Origin of the sequence: Pseudomonas asiatica, from assembly GCF_009932335.1 — a bacterium.
Classification (GTDB): Bacteria; Pseudomonadota; Gammaproteobacteria; order Pseudomonadales; family Pseudomonadaceae; genus Aquipseudomonas; species Aquipseudomonas asiatica.
On record NZ_BLJF01000001.1, the window covers coordinates 2,715,578 to 2,742,122 of the forward strand.

The window sequence follows — 26,545 nt, forward strand, 5'->3', positions numbered from 1 at the left end:
ACCATGCAAACCAACCTGAGCGAAACCGCCCGGCACCTGGCCCGCGCCGACGAGGCCGAAAGCATCCTGCGCTCCTGCGTGCACTGTGGCTTCTGTACCGCCACGTGCCCCACCTACCAGCTGCTGGGCGATGAACTGGACGGCCCACGCGGGCGCATCTACCTGATCAAGCAGATGCTCGAAGGCGCGCCGATCACCGCCAGCACCCAGTTGCACCTGGATCGCTGCCTGACCTGCCGCAACTGTGAAACCACCTGCCCTTCCGGGGTGAAGTACCACGACCTGCTGGACATTGGCCGCGCCGTGGTCGAACAGCAGGTGCCACGCCCGCTCGGCCAGCGCCTGCTGCGCCAGGGCCTGCGTGCAGTGGTGCCACGCCCGGCGCTGTTCAAGGCCCTGACCCGCAGTGGCCAGGCCCTGCGCCCGCTGCTGCCGGCCACGCTCAAGCGCAAGCTGCCGGCGCGGGTCACCGCCCCCGGCCAACGCCCCGCACCGCGCCATGCGCGGCGGGTGCTGATGCTGGAAGGCTGTGTGCAACCGGCCCTGTCGCCCAACACCAACGCAGCCGCCGCACGCCTGCTGGACCGCCTGGGCATCAGCGTGGTGCCAATCCAGCAGGCGGGCTGCTGTGGCGCGGTGGACTACCACCTCAATGCCCAGGAACAAGGCCTGCAACGGGCGCGGCGCAATATCGATGCCTGGTGGCCTGCCATCGAAGCCGGCGCCGAGGCCATCGTGCAAACCGCCAGCGGCTGCGGCGCGTTCGTGCGCGATTACGGCCACCTGCTGGAAAAGGACCCGCGCTACGCCGCCAAGGCCGCACGGGTCAGCGCTCTGTCCCGCGACCTGGTGGAGGTGCTGCGCGACGAGCCGGTCGAGCAACTGGGCGTGTGCGTCGAACAGCGCCTGGCCTTCCATTGCCCATGCACCCTGCAGCACGCGCTGAAGCTGGGGGGTGCGGTGGAGGCATTGCTGACACGCCTTGGCTTCACCTTGACCCCGGTACCGGACGGCCACCTGTGCTGCGGCTCGGCCGGCACCTATTCGCTGACCCAACCCGAGCTGTCGCTACAACTGCGCGACAACCGCCTCAACGCCCTGGAAAGCGGCAAACCGCAAGTCATCGCCACCGCCAACATCGGCTGCCAGGCCCACCTCGACGGGGCCGGGCGCACACCGGTGCGGCACTGGATCGAAATCGTCGAAGCAGCCTTGAACCCGGAGAACCACCATGCATAGCAAGTCCGTTATCGGCCAGGCCGAAGTCGCCAAAGTGCTGACCGCCGCCCGCCAGGAAGCCCAGGCACAACAATGGAACGTGACCATTGCCGTGGTCGACGACGGCGGCCACCCGCTGGCCCTGGAGCGCCTGGACGGCTGCGCGCCGGCCAGCGCCTACATCGCGATGGAAAAGGCCCGCACTGCCGCACTGGGGCGCAAGGAGACGCGAGATTACGAGGAAATGGTCAATGGTGGCCGTACTGCTTTCGTTACCGCGCCGCTGCTGACCAGCCTGGAAGGTGGCGTACCGCTGCGGGTGGATGGCCAGGTGGTGGGGGCGATTGGCGTGTCCGGGGTCAAGGCCGAGCAGGATGCCCAGGTGGCCAAGGCCGGGGCGGCTGCCCTCTGAATCCTGTGCCGGCCTCTTCGCGGGCTTGCCCGCTCCCACAGGGCTTTCACAAGGCCTGAGACGGGTGCAGCACCTGTAGGAGCGGGTTTACCCGCGAAGAGGCCGGCAAAAGCAACATTTATCCAGAAGCCTGAACTTCGAGCGAACAGACAATGCCAAACCATCCACTCCAGATCGCCCCCACCCTGCAGCGCTTCATCGAAGATGAGGTCCTCCCCGGCACCGGCATCGAAGCCCGCACCTTCTGGCAAGGCTTCAGCACCCTGATCCACGACCTCGCACCACAAAACCGCGCCCTGCTCGCCGAACGCGAGCACCTGCAGACAGAACTCGACAACTGGCACCGCCAGCACCCCGGCCCGATCCGTGACATGGCCGCCTACCAGCATTTCCTGCAAGGCATCGGCTACCTTGTAGAGCCCCCGGCAAGCGTGCAGGTCAGCACCCGCAACGTCGACCGCGAGATCGCCGTGCAGGCCGGCCCGCAACTGGTAGTGCCACTGAGCAACGCCCGCTACGCCCTCAACGCCGCCAACGCCCGCTGGGGCTCGCTGTACGATGCCCTGTACGGCACCGATGCCATCGCCGAAACCGAGGGCACCGAACGTGGCCAGGGCTACAACCCGCAACGCGGCGCCAAGGTGATCGCCTATGGCCGGCAGTTCCTCGACACCGCGGCCCCCCTCGACGGTGCGTCGCACAACGACGCCAAGGCCTACGCGATCAGCCAGGGCACGCTGCAGGTAACCCTGGCCGATGGCCGCCAGGTCGGCCTCAGGCACCCCGCGCAACTGCGTGGTTACCAAGGTGAGCCGAACACGCCAACAGCGATCCTGTTGCAGCATCACCAGCTGCATTTCGAAATCCAGGTCGACCCGGCCAACGCCATCGGCCGGCAGGACCCGGCCGGGGTCAAGGACATCCTGCTGGAGGCCGCGCTCACCACCATCATCGACTGCGAAGACTCGGTAGCCGCCGTGGATGCCGACGACAAGGTCAACGTCTACCGCAACTGGCTCGGCCTGATGAAGGGCGACCTCAGCGAACAGGTCAGCAAGGGCGGCAAGACCTTCGAACGCACCCTGGCCAAAGACCGCCACTACCACGGCGCAGACGACCAGCCACTGACCCTGCCAGGCCGCTCGCTGCTGTTCATCCGCAACGTCGGCCACCTGATGACCAACCCGGCCATCCACGACCGCGATGGCCGGGAAATCCCGGAAGGCATCCTCGATGCTGTGGTCACCAGCCTGATCGGCCTGCATGACCTCAAGCGCCGTGGCAATTCCCGCGAGGGCAGCCTGTACATCGTCAAGCCGAAGATGCACGGGCCGGCCGAGGTGGCCTTTGCCGACCAGCTGTTCGGCCGTGTCGAAGCCCTGTTGGGCCTGCCCGCACACACGCTGAAGATGGGCATCATGGACGAGGAGCGGCGTACCAGCGTCAACCTCAAAGCCTGCATCGCCAGCGCCGCGTCACGGGTGGTGTTCATCAATACCGGCTTCCTCGACCGCACCGGTGACGAGATGCACACGGCCATGGAAGCCGGCGCCATGCTGCGCAAGGGCGACATGAAAGGCAGTGCCTGGATCCAGGCCTACGAGCGCAGCAACGTACTGGTGGGGCTGGCCTGTGGCCTGCGCGGCAAGGCGCAAATCGGCAAGGGCATGTGGGCCATGCCCGACCTGATGGCGGCCATGCTGGAACAGAAAGTCGCCCAGCCCAGGGCCGGCGCCAACACGGCCTGGGTGCCCTCGCCCACAGCCGCGACACTGCATGCGCTGCACTACCACCAGGTGGATGTGGCGGCCGTGCAGCAAACGCTGGAACAGGTTGACCTGAATGCCCAGCGCGCCGAGTTGCTGCATGACTTGCTCAGTGTCCCGGTCAGCCCCGAGCGGCCCTGGAGCGCAGCCGAAATCCAGGCCGAGCTGGACAACAACTGCCAGGGTATCCTCGGTTACGTGGTGCGCTGGGTCGAGCAAGGGGTAGGCTGTTCCAAGGTGCCGGATATCCATGATGTGGGCTTGATGGAAGACCGCGCGACCCTGCGGATTTCCGCGCAGCACATTGCCAACTGGCTGCACCACGGGGTGGTCGATGCCGAGCAGGTCGAGGCGACCTTGCAACGCATGGCCGGCGTGGTCGACCAGCAGAATGCCGGGGACCCGGCGTACCGGCCGATGGCCGCCGGTTTCGAGGCATCGCATGCCTTCCGCGCTGCGAGGGAGCTGGTGTTCAAGGGGCGGCAGCAGCCCAGTGGCTATACCGAACCGTTACTGCATGGCTGGCGCTTGCTTTTCAAGCAGGAGGTTGGGCGCTGATGCTGACAGGGGCCGCTATGCGGCCCCACTGCATGAAAACAAGTGGTATTCCGGCACTTTCAGAAGTTTCCTATTCGGCGCTCGGAAGCGTCCTACTTGTTGCCTCTGCCCTCTGAAAACATGATCGGCACTGGATGACGCAAGGTAGCGATCCAGAGGAGGTTCCGCATGCACCTGTACGCCCGCCCCACTGCCGAATTGCGCAGCACCCTGCGCGAACTGCTGGCCCATGACATGAACAACCCCGATGACGACCCGCACCTGTCGGGGGTGATGTTCTTCTGCGCTACCGATGAACGCTCCCGCCAACTGATCGAGCGTATCGAGTTGCTGGCCAGCGAGTTGTTCTTCGACCCGAACGGGCGGGCCATCTCCGAGCATATGAAAGCGGCGGCGGTGGAAGGCGTTCGCATCAAGCGCAACCGCAAGGCGCCGGCGGACGAGACGGTGATACGTATCGCGCTGGCAGACAAGGGCTACATCACGGTGAGTACGGCACGCTTCTGATTACCTACCGCTTGCCTGGGGGCCGCATTGCGGCCCATCGCCGGCAAGCCAGCTCCCACCTCGACTGCACCGACCTCAAGCATTGTGCAGTTCCTGTGGGAGATTGCCCAGCCCTTTGGGCTGCGCTTTCGCGCAGAGAACAAATATCGCTCGTTTGACGCGGCCTGTGTAGGAGCAGCCTTGTGCTGCGAAGAGGCCGGTACAGCCAATAGACAGGCTTTGTCAGCCCCGGCCTCTTCGCAGCACAAGGCTGCTCCTACAGAACCTCGCCGAACCAATGAGTCATGTGTTGTTCTATGAGAGCTGGCTTGCCGGCGATGGGCCGCAAAGCGGCCCCATGCCCTTCCCCGACCAATCCGCTATCCTGAGCACTTCCCCGCTCCGGACCGCTCCATGGAACTGCACATTCGCCTGGAAGGCCGCAAAGGCCTGGCCGACCAGCTTTACCAGCAATTGCGCGCCGGCATCGACAGCGGCCACCTGGCCGCCGGCACCCAACTGCCGCCAAGCCGCCTGCTGGCAGAGCAGCTGGGCGTGTCGCGCAAGACCGTGGCCGAGGCCTATTCCCGGCTGACCTACGACAACCTGCTGAGCGGCGTGGTCGGCCGGGGCACCTTCGTCACCCCGCGCCAGCCGCTGCGCAGCAGCGAATCGCCCGCCATTCCCCTGGCTGGTGCCGCGTCGCTCGAGCGCTGGCAGCAGCGCGCCACCGTGCTGAGCCGACGCCAGCTGGAGGCTCCGTCGCGTTACGACTTCATCGGCGGGGCCTCGAGCAAGGCGCAGTTCCCGTTCGACCAGTGGCGCAGTTGCCTGAACTATGCCCTGCGCCGCAGCCAGCGCCATCCCGAGCGGCAGTTCCCTGCCCAGGGCCTGCCGGAGCTGCGCGAGGCCATTGCCCATCATGTCGCCTATGCCCGCGGCGTGCACTGCAGCGCCGCTGACCTGCTGGTGTGCAACGGCGCCCAGCAGGCACTGGACCTGATCGCACGGGTACTGGTCGAGCCGGGTTGCCAGGTAGCCATGGAAGACCCGGGCTACCCGCCAGCGCGGCAACTGTTCCTGGCCCTGGGTGCGCGCCTGCAATCGGTACCGGTGGACGATGAAGGGCTGTGCGTGGAGCAGATCGCCGACGGCACCCGGCTGATCTATGTGACGCCCTCGCACCAGTTCCCGCTGGGCATGCCGATGAGCGAGCCACGCCGGCACGCCCTGCTGGCACGGGCCGCCGAGCTGGGTGCGTTGATCATCGAAGACGACTACGACTGCGAGTTCCGCTACCACGGCCCAGCCGCAGACGCTCTACAGCGCCTCGACCGCCATGGCCTGGTGGCCTATGTGGGGACCTTTTCCAAGACCTTGCTGCCCGAGTTGCGCCTGGGCTACGCCGTACTGCCGCCCGACGTGCTGAAGGCGGCCTGCGTGGCCAAGCACCTCAGCGACTGGCACAGCCCGACCCTGTTGCAGTGGGCACTGGCGCGCTTTCTCGGCGAAGGCCACCTGAACAAGCACATCCGCCGTTGCCACGAGGTCTACAGCGCCCGTCGCGAACGCATCCTCGCGCGGCTGGGCGGCGACTTGGCACCGTGGTTCAGCGCCATCCCCGCCAGCGCCGGGTTCCACCTCAGCGCCCTGGCTAAACCTGGGGTCGATGTCGAGCTGCTGGCCAACCTCGCACGCAAGGTGGAGGTCGGCCTGTATTCGCTCGCGCCGTTCTTCAGCGAAGCGCCAGTGCGCCCGGGGCTGTTGCTGGGCTTCGGCGCCATCGAGCTGCTGGACATCGACCCGGCGCTGGACCGGGTGCGCGACACCCTGCAGCGCCTCAGTTGACCGGCGCGGCCTTGCCCGCCACTACCGGGCGGGCAATCGCCGCGGCATAACCGCGAGGGTTGAACCACGTGGTAACCAGCAGCATCGCCACCACGGTCACGGTCAGCAGCGTCCACGAGGCCTGGAAATCACCGCTCATGTCGCGCAACCAGCCGGTGACGTAAGGCACGATGCCGGTGATGATGAAGCCGATGCCCTGCACGAACGCCGCCAGGCTGCCAGCCTCGGCAGGTGTCTTCAGGTGCTCCAGGGTCAGCGTCAGGCTCTGGCTGAAGCAGGCGCCCAGACCGAAACCGATCATCGCCACCCACAGCCCCGAGGCCAGCGTGGGTGCCAGCAGCAGGCCGAGAAAACCCACCAGCTGGATCGCCAAGGCCAGCCACAGGCCCGGGCGTCGGTCTGCCCAGCGCCGCAGCAACAGCGGCAAGCCCAATGCACCGGCCACCTGAAAGATGGTCATCAGGCCAACCAGGTCGGCACCGCCCTGGGCGCTGCCACCATGCTCGATGTGATAGGCCGGCAACCAGGCCACCATGCTGGTGTAGCCACCGTTGATCAAGCCAAAGTACAGCGCCAGCAACCAGGCCCGACGCGTACCGAACCAATGACCGCCGGCGGCACCGGCCAGTTTCGGCGCCTCCTGGCGCGGCCGCAGCACGGCCCAGGCCAGCACCGCCAGCACAGCCGGGATCGCCCACACGCCCAGGCCGACCTGCCAATGGCCGAAGTAGCCACTGATGTGCGGCCCAAGCACGGCGGCCAGGCCGCCGCCGCTCATCAGCGCTGCCGAATACAGGCCCATCGCCCCCGCCAGGCGGCCGGGAAACCAGCGGTTGACCAGCCCCGGCATCATGCCCTGCACTACCGCCACCCCCAGGCCGGCGACCACCGCACTGGCAATCAGCGCCCAGGCGCTGCCCAGTTGCAGGCGCCACAGGCAGGCCAGGGCGATGGCAGACAGGCCAGCGAGCATGCCGCCATGTTCGCTGATCCAGCGCCGCAACCAGGGTTGCAGCAAGGGCACCAGGCCCATGCACAGCACCGGCAACGCCGTCAGCAAGGCCGCCTGCTGGTAACCCAGGCCAGTACTTGCGCGCATGGGTTCGAGCAACGGGCCGATGCTGGTCAGGATCGGCCGCAGGTTCAGTGCCAGCAGGATGACCAGCAGCAGGTTCAATGCCGCTCTCATTGTGCGTTGGCCTGTTTCCACTCAAGGTAAAGACCGGCTTCGCCGCTGGGCTTCAGGGCGCGCAGCGGCAGGCTCTGTTGCTGGGGCGGGCGAGCCATCTGCGCGTATACCGCCGCGGTGGACAAGCCGTAGGGTTCGCCCTCGGCGTTGTCGTAGGCAAACCAGGCCCGCTCGATGCCGCACAGGTGCATGGCCGCCAGGCACATCGGGCATGGGTGGCCGCTGGCGTAGACTTCGGCGCCGTCCAGGCGTGCCTGACCCAGGGCATGGCTGGCCTTGCGGATGGCCTGCATCTCGGCGTGGGCGGTCGGGTCCTGGGTGCTGTGGATCTCGTTGACCGCACGCGCCAGCACCTGCCCCTGGTACACCAGCACGGCGCCGAAGGGCCGGCCACCGGCCTGAATGTTGGCGCGGGCCAGGTCGAGCGCTTCGCGCATGTGTTCTTCGGACATGAATCGGTTCCCCTGTTGCAAGACCTGATCATTATCCGGGCTTCGGCGGCCTGGCAGAAATGAAGAGATTGGATGCCTGTCAGTGGCCTCCCAAATGGCCGATTGGCCTCCCGCTTATGCGCGTGATTGGCTATCGGGGAGGCCAACGTGCGGCGCTACAGTAGCGCCATCCCCCCCACACCCTTTGGAGACAGCCATGCACAACCGTATCGAATGGGCCAAGCACGCCCCCGAGGCCTACAAAGCCATGGTCGGCCTGGAGCAGGCCCTGGCCAAGAGCGGCCTGGAGAATTCCCTGCTGGAACTGGTGCGCCTGCGGGCTTCGCAGATCAACGGCTGCGCCTACTGCGTCAACCTGCACGCCAACGATGCGCGCAAGGCCGGTGAGACCGAGGCACGCCTGCAGACCTTGTGCGTCTGGCAGGAAACCGCCTACTTCACCCCGCGCGAACGTGCTGCGCTGGCCTGGGTGGAGAGCCTGACCAGGCTGCCCGAGCATGGCGCGCCGCAGGCGGAATATGAAGCCTTGCAGGAACACTTCGAGCCGGCCGAGGTGGCCAACCTGACCCTGGCAATTGCCGCCATCAATGCCTGGAACCGCTTCGGGGTCGGGTTTGCCATGGTGCCGGCCTGATCATTGAGCGGTAGCCTGTACCGGCCTCTTCGCGGGCTTGCCCGCTCCCACAGGGATCGCACAGGGCCTGAAAGCTGTGCTGCACCTGTGGGAGCGGGCAAGCCCGCGAAAGGGCCGGTGCAGGTGAACACTACCGCCCGGCCAACCGCGCCCGGTAGCTGCCGGGGCTCTGCCCGGTCCACTTCTTGAACGCCCGGTGAAACGCACTGGGCTCCTGGAACCCGGTCTGCTCGGCAATCTCGGCAATGCTCAACTCCCCTTCGCGCAACCGCTCGAAGGCCATTGCCCGACGCACCTCATCCTTGATCTGCTGGTACGAACGCCCTTCCCGCTCCAGCTGCCGACGGAAAGTACTGGCACTGACCCCCTGCTGCTGCGCCAGCGCCGCCAGCGTCGGCCACTGCCCATAACGCCGCGCCCGCAGGTGCCGGTACACTTCGGCCACCAGCCCGTTCTGGTTGCGAAAGCGAATCACCAGCCCCTGCGGCGCACTGCGCAGGAAGGTTTTCAGGGCCGCCAGGTCCTGCACCACCGGCAGGCGCAGGTAGGCGCTGTCGAACTCCACCTCGGTGCGCCCGCTGCCCAGGCGCAGGTCCGGCCCCCACAGCAGCAGGTCGTCTTCCTGGGCCGGGCGCGACACCGCCAGCTCGGTGCGGTCGATGGCGATCCGCCGCCCGGCCAGCCAGCACAGCATGCCGATCATCAGCACCAGGTAGGTTTCCTCGGCATATACCCGGGTCAGCGGGTCGGCGATGCTCGACTGCACGCTGATCAGCGCCCGCCCGCCACGCACCGTCAGGCTGCCGCGCAGATCGCGCAGGAACAGGCCAAAACCGCCCATGCACTGGCGCAAGGCCTTCTCCAGGTTCGGCTCCAGGATCAGGCCCCGGCAGATCAGGGCGAAACTGCCCGGCGGCATGCCGTGGCTGTCGAGGCGGAAGAACTCATCGTCCAGGCGCTGGATCAGCGCCAGCCACAGCTGGGCGAAGGCCTTGGCCGGTACGCGCGCCTGGGGCTGCTCGAGCAGTTGTGGGTCGATGCCCACCGCACGCAGCTGCGCATCGCGTTCGGCGGGGCAGTCGCGCAGGGCATGGAGCATGGCATTGAGGAAGTACACGGCGACCGAATCGCTATCGCGCATGGCGGTTTTCGCTGTCTATGCTGAGTGGCAAAAAGTGCCAGGTTGTCTGAACAGTTCCGGCATAGGCTGCAACAGAGCCTTTGCCTAGACTCGGTCCCACTCCGGGATCGTCGGCCATTCTCGCAGAGCCTGGCCCGGTCCCGCCATGCCTTCGCAATCGGAGCCCCTATGAGCAGCGCAGAAATCTACGTCGTCAGTGCCGTCCGTTCAGCCATTGGTGGCTTTGGCGGTTCCCTCAAGGACCTGCCGCTGGCCGACCTGGCCAGCGCCATCACCCGCGCCGCCATCGAGCGCTCGGGCGTGGCCGCCGAGCAAGTCGGCCACCTGGTGATGGGCACGGTGATCCCCACCGAACCGCGTGACGCCTACCTGGCCCGCGTAGCAGCAATGAACGCCGGCATCCCCAAGGAAACCCCGGCATTCAACGTCAACCGCCTGTGCGGCTCGGGCCTGCAGGCCATCGTCTCGGCAGCCCAATGCCTGCTGCTCGGCGACACCGACGTGGCCGTGGCGGCGGGCGCCGAATCCATGAGCCGTGGCCCGTACCTGCTGCCGCAGGCACGCTGGGGTGCTCGCATGGGTGACCTGCAAGGCATCGACTACACCGTCGGCGTGCTGCAGGACCCGTTCGAACACTTCCATATGGGCATCACCGCCGAGAACGTTGCGGCCAAGCACGGCATTACCCGCGAAATGCAGGATGAACTGGCCCTGACCAGCCAGCACCGCGCCGCTCGCGCCATTGCCGAAGGCCGCTTCGCCAGCCAGATCGTTCCGCTGGAACTGAAAACCCGCAAGGGCAGCGTGCAGTTCAGTACTGACGAGCATGTGCGTGGCGAGGTGACCGCCGAGCAACTGGCAGGGATGAAGGCGGTGTTCAAGAAAGACGGTACCGTTACCGCCGGCAACGCCAGTGGCATCAACGACGGCGCTGGCGGCCTGGTACTGGCCACTGGTGATGCGGTGCGCCGCCTGGGCTTGAAGCCCCTGGCCCGCCTGGTGGGCTATGCCCATGCCGGCGTCGAGCCTGAACTGATGGGCCTTGGCCCGATCCCGGCCACCCGCAAGGTGCTGGAGAAGACCGGCCTGAGTGTGCAGGACCTGGACGTGATCGAGTCCAACGAAGCCTTCGCTGCCCAGGCTTGCGCCGTCGCTCGCGAACTGGGCTTCGACCCGGAAAAGGTCAACCCCAACGGTTCGGGCATTTCCCTGGGTCACCCGGTGGGCGCCACCGGCGCGATCATCGCCACCAAGGCCATCCATGAGCTACAGCGCATCCAGGGCCGCTATGCCCTGGCCACCATGTGCATCGGTGGTGGCCAAGGCATCGCCTTGGTCTTCGAGCGCGTCTGAGGGAGCCTGACACATGAGCATTGAACAGATTGCCGTGATCGGCGCAGGCACCATGGGCAACGGCATTGCCCAGGTGTGCGCGGTGGCCGGCTACCAGGTGCTGCTGGTGGACGTTTCCGACGCTGCGCTGGAGCGCGGCGTGGCCACCTTGAGCAAGAACCTCGAGCGCCAGGTCGCCAAGGGTACCCTCGACGCCGACAAGGCGGCCGCTGCCCGCCCCCGCATTCGCACCAGCACCGACTACACCCAGCTCAGCAGCGCGCAAATGGTGATCGAAGCCGCCACCGAGAACCTGCAGCTCAAGCAGCGCATCCTGCAGCAGGTGGCCGCCAACGTCGCCGCCGACTGCCTGATCGCCACCAACACCTCGTCGCTGTCGGTCACCCAGCTGGCGGCCGGCATCGAGCACCCAGAACGCTTCATCGGCGTGCATTTCTTCAACCCGGTGCCGATGATGGCGCTGGTCGAGATCATTCGCGGCCTGCAGACCAGCGACAGCACCTACGCCCAGGCGCTGGTGGTGACCGAAAAGGTCGGCAAGACCCCGATCACCGCCGGCAACCGCCCAGGGTTCGTGGTCAACCGCATCCTGGTGCCGATGATCAACGAAGCGATCTTCGTGCGCCAGGAAGGCCTGGCCAGTGCCGAGGACATCGACACCGGCATGCGCCTGGGCTGCAACCAGCCGATCGGCCCGCTGGCCCTGGCCGACCTGATCGGCCTGGACACCCTGCTGGCGATCATGGAGGCCTTCCATGAAGGCTTCAACGACAGCAAGTACCGCCCTGCCCCGCTGCTCAAGGAAATGGTCGCGGCCGGTTGGCTGGGGCGCAAGAGCGGCCGCGGTTTCTTCACCTACTGAGGAGCGAACGCCATGCCCCCGGTCAATGCCGCGATGCGCTGTGCCAACTTTGAAGAGCGACGTGACCGGGCCATGGCGCTGTTTGCCGAAAAGGGCTTCGGCCAGGTCAGCATGCGCGAGCTGGCGGCCCATGTGGGGCTTACCGCAGGCTCGCTGTATCACCACTTCCCCAGCAAGCAGGACCTGCTGTACGACCTGATCGAGGAGTTGTACGAGGAATTGCAGGCCACCCTGGACCAGGGGCGCCGGGCAATGGCGCGCGGGGCGTCGGCGCTGAGCTGCCTGATTGCCGCGCACTGGCAGCTGCATGCCGAGCGGCCCATGCAGTTTCGCCTGGCGGAGCGCGACTTCTGTTGCCTGAGCGACGACCAGCAGGCGCGCCTGGCCTTGTTGCGCAAGCGCTATGAGGCGGGGTTGCTGAGGTTGATCGCACCGCAGGCGAAGTTGCAGGGGGAGGCCTTGATGGCCACGGCGCATGTGGTGGCGACACTGCTGAACCAGTTGCCGGGGCTGTTGAAGGCCTTGCCCGAAGAACAGGGGCTGGGGTTGATGGAAAGCATGCTGGTGGGTGGGCTGGAGCGGACACTGCGCTAGCCTGTTGCGGCCTCTTCGCGGGCTTGCCCGCTCCCACAGGAAACCCGCAGGCTTCAAGGTTTGCACAGAACCTGTGGGAGCGGGCGCGCCCGCGAAGAGGCAAACACAGTCAGCGCAGGAGCGACTGGATCTGCTCGTGCAAGGTATCCAGGTCGAACGGCTTGGCCAGGATCGGTGCCTTGCGGGTGATCGGGCTGCCGGACTCGAGAATCTCCGCCGGGTAGCCGCTGATGAAGATCACCTTCAGGTCCGGCCGCAACTTCACCGCCGGCTCGGCAATGTCCACCCCGGAAATCCCGCCCGGCAAGCGGAAGTCCGTCACCATCAGGTCGAGGTGCGGCTTGCTCGCCAGGATCGCGAACGCCTGCTCGCCATCCTCGGCCACCAGCACGTGGTAGCCCTCGCCTGCCAGGTAATCACGCAGGATCATGCGAATCGCCGGTTCGTCCTCGACCACCAGTACTACATCTTGTGCATCTTCACTCATGTCAACGCCTTGAAATACTTACAACTGGCCATCAGACCCCAGGCTCACGCAGAGGTTGCCCTTGCCTGGTCGTTTTGTTGTTCGCAGGTTGCCAGTGGCAATTGCAAGGTGAAGGTGGCGCCTTTGCCCTCTTCACTCTCCACCAATATGCGCCCGCCATGGGCCTGGACGATCTGCTCCGATATGTACAGCCCCAGGCCCAACCCACCACTGGCCTGCTGGGTGGCGACCCGCTCGAACTGCTGGAATATGCGCTGCTGGTTGGCCACGCAGATGCCTATGCCATGGTCCTGCACCTGCACGCAGGCCTGGCCGTCCTGCTCGAACACCCGCACCTGTACCGGTTTGCGCTCACCATAACGCAAGGCATTGGACAACAGGTTGGCCAGCACCTGCTCGATGCGAAACTCGTCCCACTCGCCCAGCAGCGGCTCGCAGCGTTGCAACTCGATATGGGTGTCCAGTGCGCTGGCCTGGGCGGCAAAGTTCTCCACCAGGCCGCGCACCAGCAGGCCCAGGTCGAACGCCTTGGGCCGCAGCGACAGTTTGCCGGTGCGGATGCGCGATACATCGAGCATGTCTTCGACCAGGCGGATAAGGCTGTTGATCTGCCGCTCGTCGCGCTCGACCATGGCCTGCAGCTTGTCGACGCTGAAGGCGGCAAGGTTGCCGCGTGCCAGGTGCAGCTTGCGCAGCTGGGTTTCCAGGATCAGGCCATTGAGCGGGGTGCGCACCTCGTGGGACACGATCGACATGAAGTCATCGCGCATGCGCACGGCATGCTCCAGTTCACCCCGCGCCGTCTGCAGCTGGGCCAGCAGCAGCTCCTGCTCCTGGCGGCTGCGTTCCAGGGCCTGCAATTGGCGGTCGAGCACCTTGCGCTGGCGGTACAGGTCGACGAACACCGACACCTTGCTCTTCACCGCCAAGGTGTCGAGCGGCTTGTGCAGAAAGTCCACCGCGCCGCTTTCATAGCCTTTGAACGCGTAGTTCATCTCGCGCCCGGCGGCAGTGACGAACACGATGGGGATGTTGCGGGTCTTTTCCGTGCCGCGCATCAGCTCGGCCAGCTCGAAACCGTTCATGCCCGGCATCTGCACGTCGAGAATGGCCAGGGCGAACTCGTGCTCGAGCAACAGTGACAACGCTGCCTCGGCCGACTGGGCCTGGTGCACCTCGCGGTCTTGGCCCTGGAGCAGGGCGTCGAGGGCCAGCAGGTTTTCTGGCAGGTCGTCGACGATCAGCAGTTTGGCGATGGTGTGGCTTAGCATGCGCTGGGTTCCAGGGCGGCGAGCAATCGCTCGATGCCACTCAGAGAAAGAATATGGTCGGGCTGGTGCAGGGCCAGTGCGGCCTCCGGCATCAACGCCACTTGTGCGTCGCAAGGGTCCTGGACCACGGTCCGGCCCCCCTTGCGCTTGATATAGGCAAGGCCTTCTGCGCCATCCTCGTTGGCCCCGGTGAGCAACATGCCTAGCAGGCCGGCACCATAGGCATCGGCCGCCGACATGAACAGGTAGTCGATCGCCGGCCGGGAAAAATGCACCGGCGGCTCCTGGCTCAGCGACAGGGTCAGGTCACGCTCCACCGACAGGTGATAACCCGGCCCGGCCACGTAGATCTGCCCGGGGCGCAGCGGCTGTTTGTCACAGGCCTCGCACACTGGCCGCCGCAGGCGACGTTGCAGCACCTCGGCCAGCTGGCTGTGGCGGTCATCCGGCAGGTGCAGCACGCATATCACCGGAATGGCGAAGCCGGCCGGCAACGCGCCCAGCACACTGAATAGCGCTGTAACGCCGCCGGCCGAGGCGCCGATCACCATCGCGCGTACGCCTTTCATGACTTGCGGTAGATCCGTTCGGGCTTGACCAGCGGCTCGAAGCGCTCGCTGTAGGCGGAAAAATCCACCGATTCCTTGCTGCCCAGCACCAGGAAGCCGCGGTGGCACAGGGACTCGTGGAACAGGCCCAGGGCGCGGTCCTGCAGTTCCTTGTTGAAGTAGATGAGCACGTTGCGGCACGACACCAGCTGGGTTTCGGAAAACACGCTGTCGGTGGCCAGGCTGTGGTCGGCGAAAGTCACGTTGTCCCGCAGGGTGCTGTCCATGATGGCGTTGCCGTAGGCTGCCGTGTAGTACTCGGCAAAGTCCCGTCGGCCACCGGCGATGCGATAGTTTTCGGCGTACTCGCGCATGCTCTGCATCGAGTAGATACCCTGCTTGGCCTTGTCCAGCGAATGCGGGTTGATGTCGGTGGCGTAGATGATGGTGCGCTCCAGCAGGCCCTCCTCGCGTAGCAGGATGGCCATCGAATACACCTCCTCACCCGTGCTGCAGCCGGCAATCCACACCTTGATCGACGGCCAGGTGCGCAGCAGCGGCACCACTTCGTTGCGCAGCGCCAGGTAGTGCCCCGGGTCGCGGAACATCTCGCTGACCGGGATCGTCAGGTACTGCAGCAACTGCATGAACATGCCTGGGTCGTGCAGCACGCGCTCCTGCAGCGCCGACACCGTCAGGCAGTCGAACTGGCGCAGCGCATGCAGGATCCGGCGCTTGATCGACGCGCCGGAATAGTTGCGGAAATCGTAGCTGTACTTGAGGTAGATGGCCTCGATCAGCAAGCGGATTTCGATATCGGTGTTACGTTCGCTAGTCAAATTCGCTCCAGTTGCGGCAGCCACACACGGATCAGCGAGAACAAGCGGTCCAGGTCGATCGGTTTGGCCAGGTAGTCGTTGGCGCCGGCCTGCAGGCAACGCTGCTGGTCATCCTTCATCGCCTTGGCGGTCACGGCAATGATCGGCAGCTTGCGCCAGCGTTGTTGCTGGCGGATCAGCCGGGTGGCCTCGAAGCCGTCCATCTCCGGCATCATCACATCCATCAACACCAGGTCGATGTCGTCATGCTGCTCCAGGCGCTCGATGGCCTCGCGGCCGTTGCGGCCGATTTCGACGATCGCGCCCTTGTGCTCCAGCGCGCTGGTCAGGGCAAAGATGTTGCGCACGTCGTCGTCCACCAGCAGCACCTTGCGGCCTTCGAAAACCTTGTCGCGGCTGCGCGCGGTCTTGAGCATGCGCTGGCGTTCGTTGGACAGCTGCGACTCGACCTTGTGCAGGAACAGCGTCACTTCGTCGAGCAGGCGCTCCGGCGAGCGGGCGCCCTTGATGATGATCGAGCGCGAATACTTGAGCAGGTCGGCTTCTTCTTCGCGGGTAAGGTTGCGCCCGGTATACACGATCACCGGAGGGAAGGCACGGATGTCTTCGGCGGTCATGCGCTTGAGCAACTCGTTGCCAAGCATGTCCGGCAGCTTGAGGTCGATGATCATGCAGTCGTAGATATTCTCGCGCAGCAACGCCAGGGCATCCTGGGCCATGGCCACAGCGGTGATCTCGACATCGTCGTCGCCGATCAGGCGGGCAATGCTCTCGCGCTGCAGGTCGTCGTCTTCCACCAGCAGGATGTGCTTGAGCTTCTGGGTCAGCTTGGCCTCCAGCCGGGCGAAAACTTCCTTGAGTTGTTCACGGCTGGTGGGCTTGACCGCGTAGCCGACGGCACCCATGTGCATGGCGGCCTCGACGCGGTCCTCAACGGAAATGATATGCACCGGGATGTGCCGGGTGCTCGCTTGCTCCTTCAGGCGTTGCAGCACGGTCAGGCCGGAATGGTCGGGCAGGCGCATGTCCAGCAGGATGGCATCGGGGATGTACTGCACGGCCAGTTCGAAGCCCTCGTCGGCGCCCTGCGCCACCAGGCAGCTGTAACCCAGCTCGTGGGCCAGGTCGAAGAGGATGCGGGCGAAGTTCGGTTCGTCTTCGATCACCAGGATGCAGCGGTTGCCGAACGGCGCGCGCTCACGGTCATCGGCAAACACTGGTGTCGGGCGTTTCGGTGCCGCCACCACTAGTGCCTGCGGCGCGGGTGGCAGGCTATCGACCGCAGGGCGCAGGCTGAGCGGCTCGATATCCTGCTCCAAGCGCTCATAGCGCTCCGGCAGGATCAGGCTGAATACACTGCCCTGGCCGGGGCTGCTGTCGACGCTGATCTGCCCACCCAGCAGGTGCGCCAGGTCGCGGGAAATCGACAGGCCCAGGCCGGTGCCGCCATAACGGCGGTTGCTGGTGCCATCCACCTGGTGGAATGCGCCGAAGATCGCCTGCTGCTGGTCGGCGGCGATGCCGATGCCGGTATCGCGCACGGCAAAGACGATGCCGGTGCCAGGCTGGTAACCGATGTTCAGGCTGACCTGGCCGCGCTCGGTGAACTTGATGGCGTTGGACAGCAGGTTCTTGAGAATCTGCTCCAGGCGCTGGCGGTCGGTGAACAGCGTGGCCGGCACCTGCGCCTCGGTGGTCACCTCGAAGGCCAGGCCCTTGTGCCCGGCCAACGGCTCGAACATGCCACGCAGGCCTTCGACCAGGCGTTCCAACTGGGTGCTTTCGGGGCGCACTTCGAGCTTGCCTGCTTCCACCTTGGCGATGTCGAGAATGTCGTTGATCAGGTTGAGCAGGTCGTTGCCGGCCGAATAGATGGATTCGGCGAACTTGACCTGCTCGTCGCTGAGGTTGCCCTCGCCGTTTTCCGCCAGCAGCTTGGCCAGGATCAGCGAGCTGTTCAGCGGCGTGCGCAACTCGTGGGACATGTTGGCGAGGAATTCGGACTTGTACTTGCTCGAACGCTGCAGTTCCTCGGCGCGCGCCTGCAGCTCGTCCTGGGCCTGGAGCAGTTCGTCGTTCTTGCGGTCCAGCGCCTCGGTGCGCTCCGACAGCTGCTCGTTGGTCTGCTCAAGCTCCGCCTGCTGGGTTTCCAGGTGGGCCTGGGACTCCTTGAGCACGCGGGATTGCTCTTCGAGCTCTTCGTTGGCGGTTTTAAGTTCTTCCTGCTGCACTTGCAGCTCTTCGTTCAGTTGCTGGGTTTCGGCCAGCACCTCCTGCAGGCGCTGCCGGTAACGGGCGCTTTCGATGGAAATACCGACGTTGCCACGGACCCGCTGCAGCATCTCTTCGTCACGCTCCTGCAACGGCCGCAGGAAGCCCAGCTCCAGCACGCCGTTGATCTGCCCGTCGTCGCTGGAGGGCATCAGCATGGCACTGCGCGGCAGGCCCCTGCCAAGGCCGGAACTGAGGTGGAAATAGTCTTCAGGCAAGTCGTCCAGACGCAGCAGCCTCGCTTCGCGCACGGCCTGGGCCAGCAGCCCCTCGTGGTCACCCAGTACCTGCTCGCGCGCCTGCTCCTCGGCATCCAGGCCATAGCTGGCAACACGCACCAGGCGGCCATGTTCGTCACGCACGTACAACGCGCCTACCACGCTGCCCAGGTAGCTGGCGAAGAAACGCAGGATGTTGTCACCGAGCATGGGCAGGGTCAGCTGGCCAAGCACCTGTTCGGACAGTTGCGTCTGCCCGTTGCGCAGCCAGGCCTGATGCTCCAGGCGTTCGGCGGCGCGCTGCTGGGCCTGGAAGTTTTCGTCATAGGTAGCGGACAGCGCCAGCAGATCGCGCCGCCCGAGGTAGGCCAGCAAGGCGCTGAGGCCGACGATGAACAGCACGAAGGACGACATGACCGTGACGGTCACACTGTTGACCCGCTCGTTGCGCGCCATGCGCAATTGTTGTTCGCTGCCGATGAGGTTGTCGAACTCCTTGCGGATCTCGTCGGTCAGGCGCTTGCCGCGGCCGTTGCCGATCAAGGCGCGGTAATCACCCTGGCTGCGGCGCAAGTTGATCATCTCGCTGCCGAAGGTGTTCCACGCTTGCTGCAGGGCGATCAGCCGGTCGATGCGTTCGACCTGTTGCGGGTTGTCCTCGACCATGCCGCGCAGGCTCTGCAGGCTGCCGAAAATGCGCGGCTTGGCCACCTCGTAGGGGTCGAGGAAACGCTCATCGCCGGTGATCAGGAAGCCACGCATGCCGGTTTCCATGTCGATCGACAGTTTGACCGCTTCGTTGGCATTGCCGATTACGCGGTCGGTGTGCTCGACCCACTGCAAGGCCGAAAGCAGGTAGTTGATCACCGCAACGAAGGCCACGGCCCCCAGCAGGCCAACCCCCAGGGGTAGGCCGACGTTGCGGCTCAACAGCTTGCGGAAGCTTCGCTGGTCCATCGAGGCTGCTTGAATCATGTGAAAACGCCCGAGCTAAAAATCCATTGAAAGGTGTGGCGGATCTGTCGTTGTCATTATCTGCCACTGCGCCGTCCTGTTAAGCGAGTCTAACCAGCTTTGCCGGGTCTGGCAGGGCATTTAGCCAGTATTTGAAGGCAGCGTGCGCCAAACGTTCCATCTGATTGCAGTGCCCGGTATCCTCGGGAACTTCTGGTGCCATCTGGAGCACAGATTAAAGACATTCATTAGCACAGGATCCGAACCATGCACCTTCTGGTAGTCGAAGACGACGACATCGTACGCATGCTGATGGTCGAAGTGCTCGACGAACTGGGCTACACGGTCATCGAGGCGGACAGTGCCGGCGCGGCGCTGCGCATTATCGAGGACCCGGGCCAGGAGTTGGCGCTGATGCTGACCGACGTGGGGTTGCCGGACATGGGTGGCGAAGAGCTGGCCGGCAAGGCGCGCGAGCTGCGGCCGCTGTTGCCGGTGCTGTTCGCCAGTGGCTATGCCGAGAACGTCAATGTACCGGAGGGCATGCATCTGATCGGCAAGCCGTTCAGCATCGACCAGTTGCGCGACAAGGTACAGGCCATTCTGGGTAACCCTTGAAATCGGTGTCGCCTGGTTCGCGGAATGCTGACTACAGCTCCCTGCGCAACAGGTAGCTATCCATGATCCACCCCTTGCGCGCCCGCTCCCGCTCACGCACCTCCAGTATCTGTGCCTTCACCGTTTGCAACGGCCCGGCAATCAGCACCTCATCAGCAGTCCCAAGGTACGCGCCCCAGTAGATCATCAACGCCGGGGCATCGAGCCGGGCAAACGCGCACTGCCCGTCGAGCATCACCAGCACATTGTCGATCTGCCCCTGCCCGGCCAGGCGCCGCCCTGGCAATACGGTCAACGGCTCACCGATGCGGTTGAGCGGCACCTGATGGCGCGCTGCCAACGCCTGCACGCTGCTGATGCCCGGAATGACCTGCAGGCGCAGCGCCACACCACGCTCGCGGACCAGGCCAAGGATGCGCAGGGTGCTGTCGTACAGCGTCGGCTCGCCCCACAGCAGAAAGGCGCCGGTTTCACCGTCGCCTATCTCCTGTTCGATCAGTTGGGCATACAGCGCCGCACGCTGCCGGTGCCAGTCCTGCACCGCGCCCAGGTAGTCTTCCGCGTGGCCGTCGCGTTCAGGGTCAGCCACCTGCACCAGGCGATAGCCGCCCTCGGGCCGGTAGCGTTGCAGGATGGCCTTGCGCAGGCGCAGCAGTTCGTCCTTGTCGCCGCCTTTGTCGAGCACGAAGAACACACTGGTCTGGCGCAGTGCATCGACCGCCTCGTAGGTGACCTGGCGCGGGTCACCCGGGCCGATGCCGATCAACAACAGGTCTTTCATTGCCCTGCCCTTTGCGGGAACCAGCAGCCATTGTCAGGTGGCTGCCGGTATTTGGCAAAGCGCCCCGTCAGAAGATGGAGAAGTTGTAGCTGACGATGACTCGTGTCTCGTCCATGTCACGCGCCCATTTTTCATAATTGCTGCGGTAAGTGGAATTACGCAGGCGCACGCTTACGTCCTTGAACGTGCCACTTTGCACCTGGTACTTGAACTCGGTGTCGCGTTCCCATTCTTTGCCTTCGGCCGTACTGCCCGGCACCTTGATATTGTCACCGTTGATGTAACGGGTGAAGAAGGTCAGGCCAGGCACGCCCAGGGCCTTGAAGTCATAATCATAACGCACCTGCCAGGAACGCTCCTGGGCGGCGGCGAAGTCGTTGACCTGGGCATAGTTGACCAGGTACGGGTTGGTGCCATCCAGGTATGGCATGGCACTGTCGCCATACATGCGCTGCCAACCGGCACTGAGCTTGTGGCCACCCAGGCTGTAGCCGAGCATGCCGCTGAACGCGCGATGGTCGATTTCGCCGGCGCGGGCATTGCCGATGTCATCACTCTTGATCAAGCGCAGGTCTGCCGACAGGCTGCCCACCGCCAATGGCTGGCTGGCCACCAGGCCGAGGAAGTGCTGGCGGTAGATGTTCTCCAGCTTGGCCACCTGGTACTGGGCGCTGAAGCGTTCGTTGAAACGGTAATCGACACCAGCCAGGTCAAAGTGATCAGCCTCGATATCGCAGGCATAGCGCTTGTTCTTGCAATGCACGCGAATGTCCTGGCGGTCGGTGGAATCCCGTGCGGTGTACTTGTCCAGGCGGGCCAGGGTGAACTTCAGGTCGCGCACTTCTTCGGAAGTGAGCATGGCGCCATGGAACATGGTCGGCAGCAGGCGGCCATCGTTGTACTTGAGCAGCGGTACATCCGGCATCATCGAACCGTATTTAAGCACGGTACTGGAAACCTTGACCTTGGCCGCCAGGCCCATCTTCGCGTACTGGTCGGCCGAGTGGCGCGGGTCGTGACCGGAAGACGGCAACAGGCCGCTGTTACTGTCCGCCGGGCTGGAGTCAAGTTTGAAGCCGAACATGCCCAGCGCATCCACGCCAAAACCTACCGGGCCCTGGGTATAACCCGACTGCACATTGAGGATGAAACCTTGTGCCCATTCTTCGCGTTTGGACGCACCCTGGCTGGAACTGCTGTGGCCGTCACGAAAATCCCGGTTGAAATAGACATTGCGTGCTTCGACCTTTGCACTGCTGTCTTCAAGAAAACCGGCGGCCTGGGCATTGACGCCGGCACACAACAGGAACAAGCCGGCAACACGACGCCCGGGGGCGAGGGGGAAAGGGGCAAACATGGGAGAAAACATCCAGAATCAAGGCGAGTAAACAACCTGTGGCACGTGCTGGCCACGGTACTGCGAGGGGGCCGAACAATAGCCGGCCATCATCTGAAATTATCGCGCGAAGGCTCTGGCACGGGCCATTGGACCATGGTCTAAGCGCGCCACAAGACAACCGCGGAAAATCCGGACAATACCGCACGCAAAACTAGGAAAGTTCCTTGCTTACTTACAAAAAGTTTGCAGTTTACCCAGTGCCCATGAATGACTACACTCGATATCAGCGAACAGCGGAACCCACCCGCGTGGCCGGCGTTTTTATTCTTCTTCAATGTTCGTCACGCCCTGCCACGACCGACGTACAGGAGTGATTACAGTGTCCAGACTTGCAGAGTTTCGTGCTGCCGAAAAAGCGCTCCAGGAACAGATGGCGCAACTGGAAGCGTTGAAAAAGGATGCCGGCCTCAAACGCGAAATCGAATTCGAGCAGAAACTAGTCGGCCTGATGAAAAGCTACGACAAGAGCCTGCGCGATATCATCGCCATCCTCGACCCGAAGGCAGTGGCCCGGGTTTCCAGTGCAGCACCCAAGCAACAGCGCCGCGCGCGCGTGGTGAAGGTTTACACCAATCCGCATACCGGCGAGCGAATCGAGACCAAAGGCGGCAACCACCGTGGGCTCAAGGCCTGGAAAGAACAATACGGCGCCGCCACGGTAGAAAGCTGGGTACGCTGATGAAACGTCCACACGCACTTCACACTTTTTTCACAAGGGCTGGCTCAGTATCGAGACAGCTAAAGGACTAGCGACCCCATCACGCGCCCGCACATGCGGGCCTCTAATTCCAGCGCCCTGCCTTGTGCAGGGCGCTTTCATTTGCGCAATCGGCACACTGCCGTATCATGGCCAGCCTGTCTGTTTTGCCGGTGCCCTGCGCCCGGCCCCGTCTCAGGAGTTCCCATGAGCCTGCACGATCTGCAAACCCTGCCTGGCGTCACCGCCCAACCGGATGCCGCCACCGCCCAGTTCGTCTTCAACCACACCATGCTGCGGGTCAAGGACATCGAGAAGTCCCTGGACTTCTACACCCGCGTGCTGGGCTTCCGCCTGGTGGACAAGCGCGACTTCCCCGAAGCTGCCTTCAGCCTGTACTTCCTGGCCCTGGTCGACCCGGCGCAGATCCCGGCCGATGACAACGAACGCCACCAGTGGATGAAGTCTATTCCGGGCGTGCTGGAACTGACCCACAACCACGGCACCGAAAACGATGCCAATTTCGCCTACCACAACGGCAACACCGACCCGCGCGGCTTTGGCCACATCTGCGTCTCGGTACCGGACGTACGCGCCGCCTGCGCACGCTTCGAGGCACTGGGTGTACCGTTCCAGAAACGCCTGCAGGACGGGCGCATGAACCACCTGGCCTTCGTCAAGGACCCGGACGGTTACTGGGTCGAAGTCATCCAGCCGACCGAACTCAAAGGCTGAGCATTCATCGCTGTTCGCTCGTCGGGCCGGGAACTCCCGGCCCTTTGCTGTGGTATATGAAGGTAACTGCTTCACATGCCACAGCGAGGTAAGGACGATGCAATCTCTTCACTGTGAATATCGCAAGCACACCATCACCGCCAGCGTGATGCCCCACCCCGATTCCCCCCTGCCCTATGCCGCCGGGTGCCTGATTACCGACCCCGACGGGCACACCAGCAGGCGCATGTCGATGCCGATGAAGTTCTTCTCCGACCTCGAGAATGCACAGCATGTATCGCTGGCCCATGGCCGGGCACTGGTCGACCAGCAGCTGGATGAGGGGCACAAGGTATTTTGACCTTGTTTATGCCTGTTCCGGCCTCTTCGCGGGCTTGCCCGCTCCCACAGGTACTGCACAGATTTCAGATCCTGTGAGGTCCCAGTGGGAGCGGGCAAGCCCGCGAAAGGGCCGGCACAGGAGTAATCAGATATCCCGGGCGTACGCCACCGCCGCCTCCACCTGCGCCAGGGTGGGTCGCACCCCGGTGTAAAGCACGAACTGCTCCAGCGCCTGCAGCGCAATCACCTCCAGCCCGGTGATCACCGGCTTATCCAACGCCCGCGCCCGTCGGATCAACGGAGTGCTCTCCGGCATCGCCACAACATCGAACACCCGCGCCGCCGCGGCGATGGCGTTCTCGGAAAACGCCAGCTCCTCGGCCTCGGGCCCGCCCGCCATGCCGATCGGCGTCACGTTCACCAGCATGGGTGGGCACAGATCGCCCAGCTCCGCCACCCAGCGATAACCACACACATCCGCCAGCTGCCGCCCCGCCTGCTCGTTGCGCGCAACGATGATGCCTTCGGCGAACCCGGCATCGCGCAAGGCACTGGCTACCGCCTTGGCCATGCCGCCACTGCCGCGCAGGGCAAACGCCGTGGACGGGTCGACCTTGTGCTGCGCCAGCAATTGGCGAACGGCCAGGTAATCGGTGTTGTAGGCCTTCAGGTGGCCATTGGTATTGACCAGGGTATTGACCGACTCGATGGCCGCAGCCGATGGGTCGATCTCGTCGACCAGGGCCATGCAGGCCTCCTTGTACGGCATCGATACCCCGCAACCGCGGATGCCCAAAGCGCGAATGCCCGCCACCGCCGCCGGCAGGTCATCGGTGCGCATGGCCTTGTAGTAGAAGTCCAGGCCCAGCTGCTGGTAAAGGTGGTTGTGGAACCGTACACCGAAGGTGCCGGGGCGGCCGGCCAGGGAGATGCACAGCACGGTGTCTCTGCTTGGAGTTGCCGACATAACCTGCTCCTTTGTCATAACTGAAACGTTTGTTCAGCGTAACAGAGGTAACCGCTGGTCGTCCCTTACACAACCTTTACCGTTCCCCCGTGCTCAGCTGACGAAGAGTGGAGTCATAGTAATAGGACCCCACACTTGGGGTGTCCTTGCGAGGGTTTCTTCATGAACCGTCACATTCCCGGAATCGCCCTGCTGGTCGGTGCCCTGGCCATCAGCGCGCCCGCTGTCGCCCACGGCGGCCATGGCCATGGCGGTTGGTATGGCCCCGGCCCGCTGCTGGGTGCGGCTGTGGTTGGCGCCGTGGTCGGGGCGACGGTTTATGGCGGGCGTGACCGTACCGTGTACGTCGAGCGCCAGCCGGTCTACTACGGGCCTCCGCCGGTGTACATGCAACCACCGCCACCGCCGGTGTACTACCAGCCGTACTACGTGCCAGCACCACCGCCCCCGGGCTACCGCACCTACTACGGCCCGCCACCGGTGTATTACGGCCCGCCGCGCTGGTAAATGTTGATGGAACCAATGACCACTATCGAGGAAGTTAATTTCAAACCGCACCGGCTGCTGCGTAAGGTAGGGCCATGTTTACAGGAGGTCCACATGGCCACTATCCAGATCATGTCCGTTGTTGGCAGTGCCGTCCCCGCTTCGCTGCGTGAGCAGGGCCTGCTCGCATGCTGGTACCTGGTGCGCAACGGCGAAGCCGTAAGCGGCCCGATGCCGACCCGCGCCTCGGCCCAGGCCCTGGTCGAACAGTTGCAACCAGGCACTTTGGTCGCCTGACCCGTATTTGTTGTGCGTTGCTCCCTACGCCCTTCTGGCCCGCCTACCTGGCGGGTCTTTTTTTGCCTGGGCGTTACGCCTGCACCTCCCCACTGCAGGCTATGAACATTGCCAACAACGCGGCCAACTGGTGCTCACGCTGACCGTAGCCCGCGCCAGGCAAGCTGGCCCAGATAGGCGCGGCCTTGGCGATCGCCTGGGCAATGCGGCCAGCCTTGATCAGTGCCAGTGCGCCGCACTCGCTCAGCAACTTGATTGCCGCCAGGTCCTGGGCCTCAGGGGTAAAGCGGCCATTGAAGCCATAGGTGCTCACGATGGCATCCCAGGTACCGGCCAGAATCTGGTACCGCCCAGCCGCAGAACTGTGGATGCCGTAGCTGGGCAACCACACCTTCTGCTTCGGGTGCCCGCTGTAGTCATTGAACAGTTGGCCGCCTACCAGGACGTTGTAGCCATCGTCGCTGGCAGCGATGGTCGAGGTACCTTCGGACCAGGCCAGCATGTCCAGGAACGCGAGCACGTTCGCACCGCCGACAGCGGCAGAATCCAATCGAGCCATGTTGTCTCCATACAGAAGAAGCCCATACGCATGGGCGTGAACAGAATTTGTCTTGCGGGCCGCCTCACTCACCCTGCTTCCCGCGCAGGCGGGCGACGCCCTCGCCCTGGACGGTGACCTGCCGGGGAGGATGGCCGCCCCGAATGGTCAGCGCTTCGATCTTGCCTTCCAGGCGCCCTACAGTGATCACCAGTTCATTGCGTTCCTTTGCAAACTGATCGGCCCTGGCCTGCGCTTCCCTTCGGGCATCACGCTCGATATCGAGCAACTCGTTCAGGCGCCGGACCACGCCAATATCAGCGTTGTCCATGGCACGGTCAGCCGCATCCCTGGACAGCCACTTGCGCAGCCAGAGGAATGCACCCAGCAACACGGTGCCTGTTCCGCCCAGCCAGGTGATGGTGCCTGGGCCGAGGTCAGTCGGATCCATGAAAACCTCATTACCAATGGTGATGTCGTAAGCCTGGAGAACAGCTTCTCGGTGGCTTTCCTTGCTTGCATATTTAATTTAGCCTACGGCTAATATCATGACAAGGGAAATTTAGCCTTGAGCATATTTAGCAGCAAGCTAAACACTGGCATGC

28 protein-coding genes are annotated in these 26,545 nt (G+C 64.3%); 15 read left to right on the forward strand and 13 right to left on the reverse strand.

The window, feature by feature from the left end; all coding sequences use genetic code 11:
• Positions 1–3 precede the first annotated feature (3 nt).
• The 5 genes from glcF to pdxR all read left to right on the forward strand — a co-directional run bounded on the left by glcF (position 4) and on the right by pdxR (position 6,288).
• Complete coding sequence (gene glcF, locus GYA95_RS12535) at positions 4–1,239, forward strand: glycolate oxidase subunit GlcF (RefSeq protein WP_015270794.1); 1,236 nt, start codon at positions 4–6, stop codon at positions 1,237–1,239.
• On the forward strand, positions 1,232–1,630 hold the full coding sequence (locus GYA95_RS12540) for a heme-binding protein (RefSeq protein ID WP_003260918.1): 399 nt from the start codon (positions 1,232–1,234) through the stop codon (positions 1,628–1,630). Before glcF ends, GYA95_RS12540 begins: the two co-directional genes overlap by 8 nt.
• A gap of 152 nt (positions 1,631–1,782) precedes the next feature.
• Positions 1,783–3,954 (forward strand): malate synthase G, encoded by a 2,172-nt coding sequence (locus tag GYA95_RS12545; protein ID WP_015270795.1) that lies wholly within the window; start codon positions 1,783–1,785, stop codon positions 3,952–3,954.
• A gap of 168 nt (positions 3,955–4,122) precedes the next feature.
• Entirely contained in the window at positions 4,123–4,461 is a 339-nt protein-coding gene (locus tag GYA95_RS12550) for a hypothetical protein (protein ID WP_015270796.1), read from the forward strand.
• Between the two features lie 393 nt (positions 4,462–4,854).
• On the forward strand, positions 4,855–6,288 hold the full coding sequence (gene pdxR / locus GYA95_RS12555) for a MocR-like pyridoxine biosynthesis transcription factor PdxR (RefSeq protein ID WP_015270797.1): 1,434 nt from the start codon (positions 4,855–4,857) through the stop codon (positions 6,286–6,288).
• Here pdxR and GYA95_RS12560 read toward each other — a convergent pair.
• Both GYA95_RS12560 and GYA95_RS12565 read right to left on the reverse strand, forming a co-directional pair.
• Positions 6,281–7,477 (reverse strand): CynX/NimT family MFS transporter, encoded by a 1,197-nt coding sequence (locus GYA95_RS12560; protein ID WP_043935700.1) that lies wholly within the window; start codon positions 7,475–7,477, stop codon positions 6,281–6,283. The two genes, pdxR and GYA95_RS12560, sit on opposite strands and share 8 nt — an antisense overlap.
• Complete coding sequence (locus tag GYA95_RS12565; RefSeq protein ID WP_015270799.1) at positions 7,474–7,929, reverse strand: nucleoside deaminase; 456 nt, start codon at positions 7,927–7,929, stop codon at positions 7,474–7,476. Before GYA95_RS12565 ends, GYA95_RS12560 begins: the two co-directional genes overlap by 4 nt.
• A gap of 196 nt (positions 7,930–8,125) precedes the next feature.
• Between GYA95_RS12565 and GYA95_RS12570 the strand changes: the two genes are divergently transcribed.
• Entirely contained in the window at positions 8,126–8,563 is a 438-nt protein-coding gene (locus tag GYA95_RS12570; protein WP_015270800.1) for a carboxymuconolactone decarboxylase family protein, read from the forward strand.
• Positions 8,564–8,693: 130 nt separating this feature from the next.
• Here GYA95_RS12570 and GYA95_RS12575 read toward each other — a convergent pair whose 3' ends face one another.
• Positions 8,694–9,704 (reverse strand): AraC family transcriptional regulator, encoded by a 1,011-nt coding sequence (locus GYA95_RS12575; protein WP_003259468.1) that lies wholly within the window; start codon positions 9,702–9,704, stop codon positions 8,694–8,696.
• Between the two features lie 168 nt (positions 9,705–9,872).
• Between GYA95_RS12575 and GYA95_RS12580 the strand changes: the two genes are divergently transcribed.
• The 3 genes from GYA95_RS12580 to GYA95_RS12590 are packed head-to-tail and all read left to right on the forward strand — an operon-like array spanning position 9,873 to position 12,513.
• Positions 9,873–11,057 (forward strand): acetyl-CoA C-acyltransferase family protein, encoded by a 1,185-nt coding sequence (locus GYA95_RS12580; protein WP_015270801.1) that lies wholly within the window; start codon positions 9,873–9,875, stop codon positions 11,055–11,057.
• A 13-nt stretch (positions 11,058–11,070) separates the two neighbouring features.
• Positions 11,071–11,919, forward strand: coding sequence for a 3-hydroxybutyryl-CoA dehydrogenase (locus tag GYA95_RS12585; RefSeq protein ID WP_015270802.1), 849 nt, complete (start codon positions 11,071–11,073; stop codon positions 11,917–11,919).
• A gap of 12 nt (positions 11,920–11,931) precedes the next feature.
• On the forward strand, positions 11,932–12,513 hold the full coding sequence (locus GYA95_RS12590; protein WP_015270803.1) for a TetR/AcrR family transcriptional regulator: 582 nt from the start codon (positions 11,932–11,934) through the stop codon (positions 12,511–12,513).
• Between the two features lie 109 nt (positions 12,514–12,622).
• On the opposite strand, the gene GYA95_RS12595 is transcribed toward GYA95_RS12590, so the two are convergent.
• Genes GYA95_RS12595 through GYA95_RS12615 form a run of 5 tightly spaced genes read right to left on the reverse strand, consistent with a single transcriptional unit; the run spans position 12,623 to position 19,122 of the window.
• Entirely contained in the window at positions 12,623–13,000 is a 378-nt protein-coding gene (locus tag GYA95_RS12595; protein ID WP_003256176.1) for a response regulator, read from the reverse strand.
• Between the two features lie 44 nt (positions 13,001–13,044).
• Positions 13,045–14,271, reverse strand: coding sequence for a hybrid sensor histidine kinase/response regulator (locus tag GYA95_RS12600; RefSeq protein WP_015270804.1), 1,227 nt, complete (start codon positions 14,269–14,271; stop codon positions 13,045–13,047).
• On the reverse strand, positions 14,265–14,840 hold the full coding sequence (locus GYA95_RS12605) for a chemotaxis protein CheB (RefSeq protein WP_015270805.1): 576 nt from the start codon (positions 14,838–14,840) through the stop codon (positions 14,265–14,267). The genes GYA95_RS12600 and GYA95_RS12605 overlap by 7 nt, the downstream gene beginning before the upstream one ends.
• Positions 14,837–15,658 carry a CheR family methyltransferase gene (locus GYA95_RS12610; RefSeq protein ID WP_003259474.1) on the reverse strand — a complete coding sequence of 274 codons (822 nt, stop codon included), beginning with the start codon at positions 15,656–15,658 and terminating at the stop codon, positions 14,837–14,839. Before GYA95_RS12610 ends, GYA95_RS12605 begins: the two co-directional genes overlap by 4 nt.
• Positions 15,655–19,122, reverse strand: coding sequence for a response regulator (locus GYA95_RS12615; protein ID WP_015270806.1), 3,468 nt, complete (start codon positions 19,120–19,122; stop codon positions 15,655–15,657). The genes GYA95_RS12610 and GYA95_RS12615 overlap by 4 nt, the downstream gene beginning before the upstream one ends.
• A gap of 246 nt (positions 19,123–19,368) precedes the next feature.
• On the opposite strand from GYA95_RS12615, the gene GYA95_RS12620 reads away from it, so the two are divergent.
• Entirely contained in the window at positions 19,369–19,719 is a 351-nt protein-coding gene (locus GYA95_RS12620; RefSeq protein ID WP_015270807.1) for a response regulator, read from the forward strand.
• A gap of 31 nt (positions 19,720–19,750) precedes the next feature.
• On the opposite strand, the gene cobF is transcribed toward GYA95_RS12620, so the two are convergent.
• Positions 19,751–20,500 carry a precorrin-6A synthase (deacetylating) gene (gene cobF / locus GYA95_RS12625; protein WP_015270808.1) on the reverse strand — a complete coding sequence of 250 codons (750 nt, stop codon included), beginning with the start codon at positions 20,498–20,500 and terminating at the stop codon, positions 19,751–19,753.
• A gap of 67 nt (positions 20,501–20,567) precedes the next feature.
• Positions 20,568–21,857, reverse strand: a complete 1,290-nt coding sequence (locus tag GYA95_RS12630; protein WP_015270809.1) for an OprD family porin — start codon at positions 21,855–21,857, stop codon at positions 20,568–20,570.
• A 361-nt stretch (positions 21,858–22,218) separates the two neighbouring features.
• Here GYA95_RS12630 and GYA95_RS12635 point away from each other — a divergent pair, with 361 nt between their 5' ends.
• The 3 genes from GYA95_RS12635 (at position 22,219) to GYA95_RS12645 (ending at position 23,671) form a co-directional block, all read left to right on the forward strand.
• Positions 22,219–22,578 carry a histone-like nucleoid-structuring protein, MvaT/MvaU family gene (locus GYA95_RS12635; RefSeq protein ID WP_015270810.1) on the forward strand — a complete coding sequence of 120 codons (360 nt, stop codon included), beginning with the start codon at positions 22,219–22,221 and terminating at the stop codon, positions 22,576–22,578.
• 225 nt (positions 22,579–22,803) lie between these two features.
• Positions 22,804–23,331: a lactoylglutathione lyase gene (gene gloA / locus GYA95_RS12640; protein WP_015270811.1), complete on the forward strand. Its 528-nt coding sequence runs from the start codon at positions 22,804–22,806 to the stop codon at positions 23,329–23,331.
• Positions 23,332–23,428: 97 nt separating this feature from the next.
• Positions 23,429–23,671 (forward strand): hypothetical protein, encoded by a 243-nt coding sequence (locus GYA95_RS12645; protein WP_013973119.1) that lies wholly within the window; start codon positions 23,429–23,431, stop codon positions 23,669–23,671.
• Positions 23,672–23,797: 126 nt separating this feature from the next.
• Here the strand turns inward: GYA95_RS12645 and GYA95_RS12650 are convergent, their stop codons facing one another.
• Complete coding sequence (locus GYA95_RS12650; protein WP_015270812.1) at positions 23,798–24,619, reverse strand: shikimate 5-dehydrogenase; 822 nt, start codon at positions 24,617–24,619, stop codon at positions 23,798–23,800.
• A gap of 162 nt (positions 24,620–24,781) precedes the next feature.
• Here GYA95_RS12650 and GYA95_RS12655 point away from each other — a divergent pair, with 162 nt between their 5' ends.
• Entirely contained in the window at positions 24,782–25,126 is a 345-nt protein-coding gene (locus GYA95_RS12655; protein WP_015270813.1) for a hypothetical protein, read from the forward strand.
• A 93-nt stretch (positions 25,127–25,219) separates the two neighbouring features.
• Positions 25,220–25,402 (forward strand): hypothetical protein, encoded by a 183-nt coding sequence (locus GYA95_RS12660; RefSeq protein WP_014590513.1) that lies wholly within the window; start codon positions 25,220–25,222, stop codon positions 25,400–25,402.
• A gap of 73 nt (positions 25,403–25,475) precedes the next feature.
• Here GYA95_RS12660 and GYA95_RS12665 read toward each other — a convergent pair whose 3' ends face one another.
• A complete protein-coding gene (locus GYA95_RS12665) occupies positions 25,476–25,961 on the reverse strand; it encodes a glycoside hydrolase family 24 protein (protein ID WP_015270814.1) in 486 nt (161 codons plus the stop codon).
• A 64-nt stretch (positions 25,962–26,025) separates the two neighbouring features.
• On the reverse strand, positions 26,026–26,391 hold the full coding sequence (locus GYA95_RS12670; protein ID WP_015270815.1) for a hypothetical protein: 366 nt from the start codon (positions 26,389–26,391) through the stop codon (positions 26,026–26,028).
• Positions 26,392–26,545 lie beyond the last annotated feature (154 nt).